Source organism: Thalassobaculum salexigens DSM 19539 (assembly GCF_000423805.1).
Lineage (GTDB): Bacteria > Pseudomonadota > Alphaproteobacteria > Thalassobaculales > Thalassobaculaceae > Thalassobaculum > Thalassobaculum litoreum.
In genome coordinates this window covers 823,127-835,897 of the sequence record NZ_KE384093.1, presented here as the reverse complement: position 1 = coordinate 835,897, position 12,771 = coordinate 823,127, and the positions used below count along the sequence as shown (strand labels likewise).

The window sequence follows — 12,771 nt, the reverse complement described above, 5'->3', positions numbered from 1 at the left end:
TCACACCGGGAAAGCCGAGGCCGCCCTCCGTTTAATGCATAAAGGCCGGCCTGTGCACCCCGTCGCACCAAACGCGTCCATTTTGCCGAGACGCCGGACGGACGCGCAGCCGCTCGCGATGGACAATCGGGCGTGATATGACCGGCCGCAGTTGAACCGTTCCGACCCAACCGCCCGCCGGAGACTACCCATGCCGCAGCCGCTGATCTCGTCGCGCGCCCGTCCGCTGACGGGGACCCTGCGCATTCCCGGTGACAAGTCGATTTCCCACCGCTCGCTGATCCTCGGCGGGCTTTCCGTCGGCGAGACCAGGATCGAGGGGCTGCTGGAAGGTGAGGACGTGCTCGCCACCGCCGCCGCCATGCGCGCCTTCGGCGCCACCGTCGAGCATCTCGGTCCGGGAAGTTGGCGCGTCGTCGGCCGCGGCGTCGGCGGGCTGGACGAGCCGGCCGACGTGATCGACTGCGGCAACGCCGGCACCGGCATGCGCCTGCTCATGGGCACGGCCGCGGGCCAGCCGATCACCACCTTCTTCACCGGCGACGGCTCCCTGCGCCGCCGTCCCATGGGTCGGGTCGGTGCGCCGCTGGCGCAGATGGGCGTGAGGATCGTCGCCCGCGAGGGTGGCCGCCCACCGCTGGCCGTCACCGGGCCGGAGACCCTGACCCCGATCACCTACACCCTGCCTGTCGCCTCCGCCCAGGTGAAGTCGGCGATCCTGCTGGCCGGGCTCGCGGCACCGGGCGAGACCACCGTGATCGAGCCGAAATGGACCCGCGATCACACCGAGACCATGCTGCGCCATTTCGGCGCCGAGGTCCGGGTGGAGGACACCGCCGAGGGCCGCCGCATCACCGTGGTCGGCGAGCCGGAGCTGACCGGCCGACCGGTGGTGGTCCCAGCCGACCCTTCCTCCGCCGCCTTCCCGGCCGTCGCCGCGCTGCTGGTGGAGGGCTCCGAGCTGCTGCTGCCGGGTGTCGGCACCAACCCGCTGCGCTTCGGCCTGTTCGAGACGCTGCTGGAGATGGGAGCCGATATCGAGCTGACCAACAAACGCATCGAGGCCGGCGAGCCGGTGGCGGACCTTGTCGTGCGGCACTCCCGTCTGAAGGGCATCGAGGTTCCGGCGGAGCGTGCGCCGTCGATGATCGACGAATACCCGATCCTGGCCGTGGCCGCCGCCCATGCGGAGGGCACCACGATCATGCGCGGGTTGGACGAGCTGCGGGTGAAGGAGAGCGACCGCCTCGCGGCCACCGCCAACGGCATGGCCGCCTGCGGCGCCCGGGTCGAGGTGGACGGCGACGACCTGACGGTGCACGGCGCCGACAACGGGGTGGCCGGCGGGACCACCATCCCGGTCGATCTCGACCACCGCATCGCCATGGCGTTCCTGGTGCTGGGCATGGTCTCGGCCGATGCGGTCGCCATCGACGACGAGGCCGCCATCGCCACCTCCTTCCCCGGCTTCAGGGAGCTGATGAACGGGGCGGGTGCCGCCATCGGGACCGGCGCATGATCGTCGCCATCGACGGTCCGGCCGGCGCGGGCAAGGGCACGCTCGCCAAATCGCTCGCCGCCCATCTCGGCTACCCGCACCTGGATACCGGCGCGCTCTACCGGGCGACGGCGCTCGCCGTGCTGCGGGCCGGCGGCGACCCCGACGATCCGGCCGCGGCCGAACGGGCCGCCCGCTCCCTCGACACCGCCATCCTGGACAGCCCCGACCTGCGCTCGGCCGAGGTCGGCGCCGCCTCCTCCAAGGTCGCCGCCATCCCCGCCGTGCGGGCCGCCCTGCTGGATTTCCAGCGCGATTTCGCCCACCGCCCGCCCGGGGCCGTGCTGGACGGTCGCGACGTCGGAACCGTGGTCGTCCCTGAGGCCGAGGCGAAGCTGTTCGTGACCGCCTCGGCGGCGGTGCGGGCGCAGCGCCGGCATCAGGAGTTGCAGGAGCGGGGCGAGGCCAGTATATATGCGCGCGTTCTCGCCGATATTGAGGCGCGGGACGCACGCGATGCGGGTCGAGCGGATGCTCCGATGCGCAAGGCCGACGATGCCGTCGAGATCGATACCTCGGATCTCTCGCCGTCGGACGTTTTCAAGCGTGCGCTCGCCGTTATCGAGGCGGCAGGAACGAGCTAAGGCGCCGACCGCCTCCGAGATGGAGGACCGGCATATGTCAACCAACCCGGCGGCCGCGGAATTCGGTCGATGCCCGACACAGGAGAGTCGGGCCGCCCGCGAAGGATCGGGCACATTATCTTCCCGATGGCCGAAACAGCCTCGGACGGAGATTCGATCCAGACATCGCAAGCCGCCGCTAACCGGACATGCCGCCCGAAGCCTTGGGCCATGGTCCGTATACGTGTTTCTGAGGAGAACTAATGGCTGAAGCCGCTTACGCCGACGAATTCGAATCCATGCTGGAGGAGTCGTTCGGCCAGGTCACCTCGATCGAAGGCAGTGTCGTCAAAGGCATCGTCGTCGAGGTGGAGAACGACCACGCACTGATCGATGTCGGCCTCAAGTCCGAGGGCCGCGTCGCGCTGAAGGAATTTGCCGCCCCGGGCCAGAAGGCCGAACTGAAGCCGGGCGACGAAGTCGAGGTCTATGTCGAGCGCCTCGAGGACCGCAACGGCGAGGCGATGCTGAGCCGCGACAAGGCCCGCCGCGAAGAGGCCTGGGCCGCGCTGGAGCGGGCGTTCAACGACAACGAGCGGGTCACCGGCGTGATCTTCTCGCGCGTCAAGGGCGGCTTCACCGTCGACCTGTCGGGTGCGGTGGCGTTCCTGCCGGGCTCCCAGGTGGACATCCGCCCGGTGCGCGACATCGGTCCGCTCATGGGCACCCCGCAGCCGTTCCAGATCCTCAAGATGGATCGCCGCCGCGGCAACATCGTTGTGTCCCGTCGCGCCGTGCTCGAAGAGAGCCGTGCCGAGGCCCGCAGCGAACTGGTCGCCTCGCTCAAGGAGGGCATGGTCCTTCAGGGCGTGGTCAAGAACATCACCGACTACGGTGCGTTCGTTGACCTGGGCGGCGTCGACGGGCTGCTGCACGTCACCGACATCGCGTGGCGCCGCATCAACCACCCGACCGAGGCCCTGCAGATCGGCCAGACCGTGAAGGTCCAGGTGATCCGCTTCAACCCGGAAACCCAGCGTATCTCCCTCGGCATGAAGCAGCTCGAGGCGGATCCGTGGGAAGGCGTGGAGCTGCGCTACCCGGTCGGCACCAAGTTCACCGGTCGCGTCACCAACATCACCGACTACGGCGCCTTCGTGGAGCTGCAGCCGGGGATCGAGGGTCTTGTCCACGTCTCCGAGATGAGCTGGACCAAGAAGAACGTGCATCCGGGCAAGATCGTCTCCACCTCCCAGGAGGTCGAGGTGATGATCCTGGACGTCGATCCGAACAAGCGCCGCATCTCGCTTGGCCTCAAGCAGTGCCTCGGCAACCCGTGGGAGGACTTCGTCGAGAAGTACCCGGCGGGCACCGAGCTCGAGGGCGAGGTCAAGAACATCACCGAGTTCGGCCTGTTCATCGGCCTGCCCGGCGAGATCGACGGCATGGTGCATCTCTCCGACATCGACTGGGATACCCCGGGCGAGGAGGCGATCCAGACCTACAAGAAGGGCGACATGGTTCGCGCGAAGGTCCTGGACGTCGATGTCGAGAAGGAGCGCATCTCGCTCGGCATCAAGCAGCTGACCACCGATCCGTTCGAAGCCGGCTCGGCCGGCGTCCGCAAGGGCGCTGTCGTGACCTGCACGGTGACCCAGATCACCGATGGCGGCATCGAGGTCAGCGTCGGCGAAGGCATGACCGGGTTCATCCGGAAGGCCGAGCTGTCGCGTGACCGGTCCGAGCAGCGCCCCGAGCGTTTCGCCGTGGACGAGAAGGTCGACGCCAAGGTCACCAATATCGACAACAAGACTCGCAAGCTGACCCTCTCCATCAAGGCCCGTGAGGTCGAGGAGGAGAAGAAGGCGATGCAGGAGTTCGGTTCGTCCGATAGCGGTGCCAGCCTGGGCGACATCCTGGGTGCCGCGCTGAAGCAGCGCGAAGAGGCGGCTAAGGGCGACGAATAAGTCTCCTTTCGCTTAGAAACCCCTAAAATTGAGGCCGTCCGCACCGCGGGCGGCCTCTCTTTTTGGGCGCGTTCTAACTGAGTAGGCGAAAATGGTTCTATTAGAGATACTTAGACTTGACGCTACCGGGACGCGCTGGCACATTTTCGATGGGGCGGAAAGGTGCGTCGACTTGGTACGTACCGGCCGCTCCGCGATTTGACCTCGCGGAGGCTCGGAATCATGACCAAGTCCGAACTGATTGCGCGCCTTGCGGAAGCAAATCCGCATCTTTTTCAGCGGGACATCGAGCGGATCGTCTCGACTGTGTTCGAAGAGATTGCCGAGGCCCTGGCGCGGGGTGATCGGGTCGAACTGCGCGGCTTCGGAGCGTTCTCCGTCAAGCAGCGTGAAGCGCGGGTCGGGCGCAATCCCCGTACCGGCGAGTCCGTGAAGGTGGACAGCAAATCCGTTCCGTTCTTCAAGACCGGCAAGCTGCTCCGCGAAAAGCTGAACAGCGACTGATCCTCCTGAAAGGCCCGCGATAGGGCCTCCCTCTCCCCCAATCTCCCTATACGACCGCCCGCAGGCGATCCCGCATGGGTTCCGTCACGTCCGGGCGGCATCGATCGCGGCCTTCACGCAGCCCGCCGCCCAGCGCGCCCGCGCCCGGGGCAGCGACGCAAAGCCGACCAGCAGGCCATTGCGCCGGGTCGGATCGCGGAAATAGGTGGAGATCGGCGCCGGCCGCACGCCGAGCGCCATGGCCTTCTCCACCACCGCCCGATCCTCGGGTCCGCCCTCCAGCGACACCACCAGATTGATCCCGGTCTCCGGCCGCTCCACGGTGAAGCGGCTGTCCAGCACCGCCTCCAGGGCATCCGCCAGGGCGTCGCGGCGTTCGCGATAGAGGGTCCGCATCCGCCGCAGGTGGCCGGCCATGTGCCCCTCGTCCAGGAACCGGGCCAGCACCGCCTGGGTGTCGAGCGCCGGCTGCCGGTCGAAATGGCCGCGCAGCCGCACCAGCGGGTCGACCAGCCGCTGCGGGGCGGCGATGAAGCCGATGCGCAGGGACGGCGCCAGCGCCTTCGACACGGTGCCGACATAGAGCACCCGGTCGGCGCCATCGAGCGCCTTCAACGGCGGCACCGGCTTGCCGGCATAGCGGAACTCGCCGTCGTAATCGTCCTCCAGCACGAAGGGGCCGCCGCCGCTGGCCAGGTCGCCCATGGCCCAGTCCACCAGGGCGCGGCGCCGCGACAGGGACAGGGTGACGCCCAGCGGAAACTGGTGGGTCGGGGTGACCGTCACCAGCCGCGCATCAGGGGCGAGCGACCGGGCGCGGGCCACATCCAGCCCGTCGGCATCCACCGGTACGGTGACCAGGCGGGCGCCGGTGGCGACCATCGGGCCGCGCAGTCCGGGATAGCAGGGCTCCTCGATCACTGCGGTATCGTCCGGGTCGAGCAGGGCGCGTGAGATCAGGTCGATGGCCTGCTGCGCGCCCGACGTGACGATCAGGGCATCGGGATCGACGATCAGTCCGCGGAAGGCCCCGAGATAGCGCGAGATCGCAAGCCGCAGATCGATGAAGCCGGCCGGATCGCCATAGCCGAAGGCGGTCGCCGGCGTCTCGCGCCAGAACCGTCCGGCCAGCCGCGCCCAGATCCGGCCCGGAAAGGCGTCGAGGCCGGGGCGCCCCGGCTGCAGCGGTCCGTCCACCGCGCCGATTCCGACCCGCTCTGCCATCATCTTCTGCGCCGCCCCCGACAGCCGGACCGGTGCCTGAGGCACGGCCGGGGCCGGTTGCGCCGGCACCGGCGGCTTCAGGTCCGGCAGGTCGTGGGCGACCCGGGTACCGCCACCGCGCCGGCCGACCACATAGCCCTCCGCGGTCAGCCGCTCATAGGCAAGGCTGACCGTGTTGCGGGCGACCACGAGCTGCTCGGCGAGCTGGCGGCTCGACGGCAGGCGGGCGCCGGGCGCCAGCCGGCCCTCGGCGATCGAGCGACGGAAGAAACCGGCGATCTGCTCCTGCAGCGGCGTCGGATCGCCCCGGTCGGGCTGGAACACGCCCCAGACGGGCAAGGCATCGGCCATCTCTTGGACCCATATCGAAACGGACTTTGGTGCATATCATACGACCAAAAGAGCGGTAGACAACCCAACCAACGGACCGGAGCCGCGCCATGTACATCCCTCCCGCCTTCCGCCTCGAGGACCGCGACGCCATCGTCGAGGTGATGCGCGACAACGCCTTCGCCGTGCTGGTCGCCCATCGGGGCGAGACGGTGGAGATCAGCCATCTGCCGTTGATGGTCGAGGAACGCGGCGCGGACCTGGTCATCCGCGGCCACGTCGCCCGGGCCAATCCGATCGTCGCCCTGATCGAGGCAGGGGCGTCGGCCACCGCCGTGTTCAGCGGACCGCACGCCTATATCTCGCCGGACTGGTACGCCAGCGCGGATCAGGTGCCGACCTGGAACTACGTGGCCGTGCATGCCGGCGGACGGCTGCAGGCCGTGCCGGCGGCGGAGGACACGACCGCCCTGCTCGCCGATCTCTCGGCCGAGCATGAGACCCCGCTGGCGCCGAAACGGCCATGGACCCACGGGAAGATGCGCGACGGTCTGATGGCGCGGATGATCAAGGGCGTGCTGGCCTTCGAACTGCCGGTCGAGCGGCTGGAGGCCAAGTCGAAGATGGCCCAGAACAAGAAGCCCGAGGACATCGCCGGAGCGGTGAAGGGTCTGCGTGGCCGCGGCGATGTGGGGAATATCGCAGTTGCGGAGATCATGGAGGGCTGAGCGTCAGCCTCCGCTGTTCTGTGCAAGGCGAGGTCCCGAAACGAGTTCGGGACCTCCATCCGGCCACACCGGCCCCACCGCGCATCCCCATTTCGAAACCCGCGTCCCCCTGTAGCGTTGTCCTAGCGGCGCAGCGTCGCTAGATTGTGGCCACCGTAACCGTCGAGGTACGCCATGGGGCATCGCAACTGGGCAACTGCCCTGATCTCCTTCTGCATCAAGCTTCCGATCACCGTCGTGGTCGTGCTGTTCGCCGTGTCGAACTGGAAGCCGGTGTCGATGGAGCTCTGGCCGCTGCCGGGAGCGCTGGACGCGCCGCTGTCGCTGATCTTCCTGCTGGCGGTCGTCGCCGGCTTCATCCTGGGCGCGGTGATCGCCTGGAGCGGGGAGCTCGGCCACAAGATGCGGGCGAACCGGGCCGAGAAACGCGCCGAGGATCTGGAGCGCGAGCTGGCGGTGATGCGGATTCGCGAGGAGGAGATCCGGGCTCAGGTGCCCGCTTCGCCGAAGCGTCCCGCCCTGGTCGACAAACGAGCGAGCTGATGCAGCCCCACGAGAGAATCCTGGTCGCCATCGACACCCCCGACATGGCGACGGCCCGGGCGCTCGCCGCCAGGGTGCGCGCGCATGTGGGCGGCATCAAGCTGGGCATGGAGTTCCATAACGCCAATGGCCCCGAGGGCGTGCGCGAGATCGCCGGGGACACGCCGCTGTTCCTCGACCTGAAATATCACGACATCCCGAACACGGTGGCGGGCGCGATTCGCTCCGCCGTCACCACCTGCCGGCCGAGGATCATCAACATCCACGCGTCGGGCGGACCGGCGATGATGCGGGCCGCCGTCGTCGCCAACAAAGAGGCGGCGGAGAAGATCGGCATCGAACCGCCGCTGATGATCGCCGTCACCGTGCTGACCAGCATCGACGACAGCGATCTGGACGCGGTCGGCCAGGCCACGCCGTCCGGCGACCAGGTCAAGCGCCTCGCCCTGCTGGCCAAGGCGGCGGGCTGCGACGGGGTGGTCTGCTCGCCGCACGAGATCGCGGCGCTGCATGCCGCCTGCGGCGACGACTTCACGCTGGTGGTGCCCGGCATCCGGCCGGCCGACGCGGCCGAGGACGACCAGAAGCGAAAGATGACCCCCGCCGATGCGGTCGCCGCCGGGGCCGACTATATCGTCATCGGCAGGCCGATCACCCAGGCCGCCGACCCCGCCGCCGCCGCCAAAGCGATCGCCGAGAGCCTGTTGTGACCCGTTCCCGCAAAACGACCCAGCCGCTGGTGAAGATCTGCGGCCTGAACACGCTTACCGTCGTCGACGCCGCCGTCGATGCCGGGGCCGACATGATCGGCTTCATGTTCTACGCGCGCAGCCGCCGCGCGGTGACGCCCGATCTGGCCCAGGCGCTGGGGGAGGAAGTGACCGGCGTCACCCGGGTCGCCATCGTCGTCGACGCCACGGATGCGGAAATCGACGCGATCACGGCGACCGGTGTGATCGACATGATCCAGGTTCACGGCAAGGAGGACCCGGCACGGGTGGCCGAATTGAAGGCGCGCACCGGCCTGCCGGTGATGAAGGCGCTGCGGGTCGCCACGAAAGAGGATATCCGCGAGGCCGAGGCCTTTTTCGGGGCGGCCGATCACCTGCTGTTCGATGCCAAGGCGCCGAAGGACATGAAGGGTGCGTTGCCCGGCGGCAACGGCCTGACCTTCGACTGGACCCTGCTGGACGGCCTGAAGATCGACATGCCCTGGATGCTGTCCGGCGGCCTGACGGCCGACAACGTGGCCGAAGCCATCCGCCTGACCGGCGCGCCCGGCGTCGACACGTCGTCCGGTGTGGAGGACAAGCCCGGTGTGAAGAGCCCCGAACGGATCCGCGCCTTCCTGGCCGCGGTCAAGCAAACCCATCTGGAGACCGCGACATGACCGCCCTGCCGACCGCGAAGGTTCTGGAGCATGTGGATGCCAACCTGGACGCGTCGGTGGAGCGGCTGTTCGACGTTCTGCGGATCCCGAGCGTGTCGACCGATCCGGCCTTCGCCGCCGAGGTGCAACGCGGTGCCCAGTGGATGGCCGACACCCTGAGCGGGCTCGGCTTCGAGGCCTCGGTGCGCGAGACCAAGGGTCATCCGATGGTGGTCGCCCATCACGCCGGTCCGGGCGGCGACGCGCCGCATATCCTGTATTACGGCCATTACGACGTGCAGCCGGCCGATCCGCTGGAACTCTGGGAGTCCGGTCCGTTCGATCCGGTGCTGGTCGATGCCGAGCGCGGCAAGCGGATCGTCGCCCGCGGCGCGGTGGACGACAAGGGACAGGTCATGACCTGGATCGAGGCGTTCCGCGCCTGGATCGCCGTGCACGGCACCCTGCCCTGCCGCATCACCGTGCTGCTCGAAGGCGAAGAGGAGACCGGCAGCCCGTCGCTCGACGCCTTCATCAAGGCCAATGCCGACGAGCTGAAGGCCGATGCCTGCATCGTCTGCGACACCGGCATGTGGGATGTCGCCCAGCCGGCGATCACCTACAGCCTGCGCGGCCTCGCCTATCTGCAGGCGACGATCAAGGGACCGGACCGCGACCTGCATTCCGGCCTGTTCGGCGGCACCATGGTCAACCCGCTGAACCTGATCGGCCGCATCGTCGGCGAACTGCACGACGAGAAGGGCCGCATCCAGATCCCGCATTTCTACGACGACGTCATTCCGGTCGGCGAGAACGAGCGCGCCCAGTGGGAGGCGCTGGGCTTCGACGAGGCCGGGTTCCTCGGCGAGGTCGGACTTAAGACGGCCGGCGGCGAGGCCGGGGTCGGCGCGCTGGAGCGGCAGTGGGGCCGCCCCACCTGCGATGTGAACGGCATCCTCGGCGGCTATGTGGGCGACGGGGCGAAGACCGTGATCGCCCGCGAGGCCATGGTGAAGATCTCCTGCCGCCTGGTCCCGGACCAGGATCCGCGTGCCGTGCTCGACAACCTGAAGAAATTCATCACCGACCGGCTGCCGGAGGAATACACCGCCTCCTTCGTCGAGCTGGGTGAGGCGCCGGCGATCCGCGTGCCGACCGATTCCCCGTTCCTGCAGGCGGCTCAGGCCGGGCTGAAGGACGTGTTCGAGCGCGACGCCTACCTGATCGGCTCCGGCGGCTCGATCCCGGCGGTCGGTTCGATCAAGCGGTATCTCGGGATCGAATCGATCCTGCTCGGCTTCGGGCTGGCCGACGACCGGGTGCACTCGCCGAACGAGAAGTTCGAGCTGGTATGCTTCCACAACGGCATCCGCTCGAACGCCGCCGTACTCGCCCGGATCGCCGAGCTGCGGGGATAGCGCGTCAGGGCGCTGAGTCGGCGGTGTACCGCTTGTTCAGCACCAGCACGAGCTTTCCGATCGGCCGTTCGACCCCGGAGAACAGGAACAGCCCGCGGGTGATCTGAATCGCGGGCCAATCCCCCTTGGCGATGTCAGAGCGGGACAGGATGGCGCGTCCGCTGTCCACCGCCTCCGCAATCTCGGCGCGCAGGGTGTAGGTGATGTTGTACTGCAGGACGTGACCGACCTTCTGGCCGATCACCGAGGTGCCCAGCAGGGCGCGCACCGCACCACCTTGCAGCGTGTAGACGAAATGGTCGGGCGTCGGCGCATCTTCGGCTTCATAGGCCGGCTGGCCCAGGGCGATATGGGCCACGACATGCGAGGGGACGGAGCAGATGTCGAACTGATCCCAGCGCGGCAGCCCGCCCCCGGCCAAGGACCGGTAATAGCGGTCGAATTGCCGAACCGGGTTGTCCGGGTCGAGTGTATCGGCGGACACCCGCCCATATGCGGCCCGCGCCCAACCTTCGGTAAGGTCCGGCGACGACGCCTCAAGCTGCAAGCCGTACATGCATCCCCCTGGTTCACAATACCGGCGGGCCCCCAACCCATCTGCCGGCATGCGTCTTCACTCTTCCGCTCAGACTAGCGCTTAACTGGTTAACAAATCCTTTCCGGGTCTCGGGATCACGCCCGTTCCGGTCACGACTGGCGCAGGCAAAGCTCGTTCAGAATGCCATCTTTCAGGCTGTAGACGACTCCGTGCACCTGCAGCTTGCTGCCCTTCGCCCAGGCGTCGCGGACGATGGTGGTGCGGCAGACATTGTCCACCTGCTCGACGACATTGAGCTCGCAGAGGCGGTCGAGCGCCTCCTCCTGCAGCATGTCCTCGGGCAGGTCGCGCGCATGCAGACGGTGGACGAGCCGGATGTGGTTCAGCCAGTTGTCGATCAGGCCGTTGTCGTCCTCGGCCATCGCCGCCCGCACGCCGCCGCAGCCGTAATGGCCGCAAACCAGGATATGGCTGACGCCCAGGACCTCGACGGCGAACTGCAGGACGGAGAGGCAGTTCAGGTCCGACGGCACCACGACGTTGGCGATGTTGCGGTGAACGAAGACCTCGCCCGGCGGCAGGTCCAGGATCTGGTTAGCCGGGACGCGGCTGTCGGCGCAGCCGATCCACAGGATGTCCGGCGCCTGCTGCAGCGACAGCTTGGCGAAATAGTCGGGATTGGCCGCCTTGATCCGATCCGCCCACTGGCGATTGCGATCCAGGATTTTCTCGAATTCGTCCATTAATCACCCGCGCTTTGACCGTTTCGATGCCTATATCACAGCGGCATCAAAATGTTCACGTCCGGCGAAAAATCCACCGCACGGGCGCCGACGGGTCAGGCCGACAGCTTGGCGGCGGTCGCGGCCATCGCGCCGCCCTCGTCGGCATTGCGGCCGAGATCGGTCATCGCCTGGGAGATCTGGTGGATATCGGTCAGGATTTCGCCGTCGGTGACGTATCCCATCGTCCCGATGCGCACCAGCCGGTCCTTCAGGTCCTCGAAGCGGGTGCCGGCGATCATGGCGTTGTAGCCGTCGGACAGCCGCTCGATCAGAGCCGGCGCCGACAGACCTTCCGGGGTCTTGGCCACCACCAGGGTCGGGCTCGGCGTGCCGGTGGGGAACACGGAAAAGCCCAGGGCCTCCAGCCCCGCCGTCAGCGCGGCGTTCAGCCGTGCGTGCCGGGCAATCGCCGCCTCGATCCCCTCCTCGCCGATCATGGTCAGCGCCTCGTCCAGGGCATTCAGCATGGCGACGGGGGCGGTGTAGGTCGGCTCCCCCTTCTCCGCCATGGGCCGGAAGCGGCGGTAGTCGAAATAGCTGCGCGGCCCCCGGTCGTCGCGGTTGATGAGATCCCAGGCCTTCTCGCTGATGCTGGCGATGCCGAGGCCCGGCGGGCACATCAGCGCCTTCTGCGACGCCGAGACGACCACGTCCACGCCCCATTCGTCGGCCCGCATCTCGGCCCCGCCCAGACCGCTGACACTGTCGCAGGCCAAGACGGCCTCGCTCTCCGCGACGATGGCGCCCAGCGCCTTCAGGTCGGTCAGCGCGCCGGTGGAGCTTTCGCTGTGCACGGTGAAGACCGCGTCGTAGCGCTTGTCCTTCAGCGCCCGACGCACGCCGTCCAGGTCGATCGGCGCGCCCCGGTCGGACACGACCTCGTCGACCTCGGCGCCGATCGCCTCGGCGAGCCGGCGGAACACCGGGCCCCATTGGCCGTTGGTGGTGATCAGCACCCTGGCGCCCGGCCCGGCGACGTTGACCATGGCGGATTCCATAGCGCCGATGCCGGTGGACGCGAAGAGGAAGGGCGGCACGCCGCTGCGCCCCAGGATCGGCTGCAGCCGGCGCTGGATCGCCTGGAACCGGTCCAGGAACTCGGGCCCGCGATGGGCGACCATCGGCCGCGACGCCGCCTTCAGCACACGCTCGGGCACTGCGGTCGGCCCCGGGAGGCGTAGTCGATAGGGCAACGCCACCCCGGCAGTGGCACCGGAGGAGGCAGCGCGTGAATCGGTCATCGT

At 68.2% G+C, this 12,771-nt stretch carries 13 protein-coding genes; 9 read left to right on the top strand and 4 right to left on the bottom strand.

Going from position 1 to position 12,771, the window contains the following annotated elements:
- The first annotated feature begins 190 nt into the window (after positions 1-190).
- The 4 genes from aroA (at position 191) to ihfB (ending at position 4,592) form a co-directional block, all read left to right on the top strand.
- Positions 191-1,519, top strand: a complete 1,329-nt coding sequence (aroA, locus tag G578_RS0108210) for a 3-phosphoshikimate 1-carboxyvinyltransferase (protein WP_028793819.1) — start codon at positions 191-193, stop codon at positions 1,517-1,519.
- The gene (gene cmk / locus G578_RS0108205; protein WP_028793818.1) at positions 1,516-2,142 is read left to right on the top strand and encodes a (d)CMP kinase; all 627 of its coding nucleotides are present in this window, start codon (positions 1,516-1,518) and stop codon (positions 2,140-2,142) included. The genes aroA and cmk overlap by 4 nt, the downstream gene beginning before the upstream one ends.
- A gap of 242 nt (positions 2,143-2,384) precedes the next feature.
- Positions 2,385-4,088 carry a 30S ribosomal protein S1 gene (rpsA, locus tag G578_RS0108200; protein ID WP_028793817.1) on the top strand — a complete coding sequence of 568 codons (1,704 nt, stop codon included), beginning with the start codon at positions 2,385-2,387 and terminating at the stop codon, positions 4,086-4,088.
- Positions 4,089-4,310: 222 nt separating this feature from the next.
- Positions 4,311-4,592, top strand: coding sequence for an integration host factor subunit beta (gene ihfB, locus G578_RS0108195; RefSeq protein ID WP_028793816.1), 282 nt, complete (start codon positions 4,311-4,313; stop codon positions 4,590-4,592).
- An 84-nt stretch (positions 4,593-4,676) separates the two neighbouring features.
- Here the strand turns inward: ihfB and pdxR are convergent, their stop codons facing one another.
- The gene (gene pdxR, locus G578_RS25390) at positions 4,677-6,167 is read right to left on the bottom strand and encodes a MocR-like pyridoxine biosynthesis transcription factor PdxR (RefSeq protein ID WP_038013907.1); all 1,491 of its coding nucleotides are present in this window, start codon (positions 6,165-6,167) and stop codon (positions 4,677-4,679) included.
- Positions 6,168-6,256: 89 nt separating this feature from the next.
- On the opposite strand from pdxR, the gene G578_RS0108185 reads away from it, so the two are divergent.
- The 5 genes from G578_RS0108185 (at position 6,257) to G578_RS0108165 (ending at position 10,204) form a co-directional block, all read left to right on the top strand.
- Entirely contained in the window at positions 6,257-6,874 is a 618-nt protein-coding gene (locus tag G578_RS0108185) for an FMN-binding negative transcriptional regulator (RefSeq protein ID WP_028793815.1), read from the top strand.
- A gap of 174 nt (positions 6,875-7,048) precedes the next feature.
- Positions 7,049-7,417: a LapA family protein gene (locus G578_RS25385; protein WP_051244330.1), complete on the top strand. Its 369-nt coding sequence runs from the start codon at positions 7,049-7,051 to the stop codon at positions 7,415-7,417.
- Positions 7,417-8,127, top strand: coding sequence for an orotidine-5'-phosphate decarboxylase (gene pyrF / locus G578_RS0108175; protein ID WP_028793814.1), 711 nt, complete (start codon positions 7,417-7,419; stop codon positions 8,125-8,127). Before G578_RS25385 ends, pyrF begins: the two co-directional genes overlap by 1 nt.
- Positions 8,124-8,807, top strand: coding sequence for a phosphoribosylanthranilate isomerase (locus G578_RS0108170; RefSeq protein WP_028793813.1), 684 nt, complete (start codon positions 8,124-8,126; stop codon positions 8,805-8,807). Before pyrF ends, G578_RS0108170 begins: the two co-directional genes overlap by 4 nt.
- Positions 8,804-10,204 carry a dipeptidase gene (locus tag G578_RS0108165; protein WP_028793812.1) on the top strand — a complete coding sequence of 467 codons (1,401 nt, stop codon included), beginning with the start codon at positions 8,804-8,806 and terminating at the stop codon, positions 10,202-10,204. Before G578_RS0108170 ends, G578_RS0108165 begins: the two co-directional genes overlap by 4 nt.
- A 4-nt stretch (positions 10,205-10,208) precedes the next feature.
- On the opposite strand, the gene G578_RS0108160 is transcribed toward G578_RS0108165, so the two are convergent.
- The 3 genes from G578_RS0108160 to G578_RS25380 all read right to left on the bottom strand — a co-directional run bounded on the left by G578_RS0108160 (position 10,209) and on the right by G578_RS25380 (position 12,768).
- Positions 10,209-10,688, bottom strand: a complete 480-nt coding sequence (locus G578_RS0108160) for a hypothetical protein (RefSeq protein WP_028793811.1) — start codon at positions 10,686-10,688, stop codon at positions 10,209-10,211.
- Positions 10,689-10,891: 203 nt separating this feature from the next.
- Entirely contained in the window at positions 10,892-11,485 is a 594-nt protein-coding gene (locus G578_RS0108155; protein WP_028793810.1) for a carbonic anhydrase, read from the bottom strand.
- A 95-nt stretch (positions 11,486-11,580) separates the two neighbouring features.
- A complete protein-coding gene (locus G578_RS25380; protein ID WP_169400835.1) occupies positions 11,581-12,768 on the bottom strand; it encodes a pyridoxal-phosphate-dependent aminotransferase family protein in 1,188 nt (395 codons plus the stop codon).
- Positions 12,769-12,771: the final 3 nt, after the last annotated feature.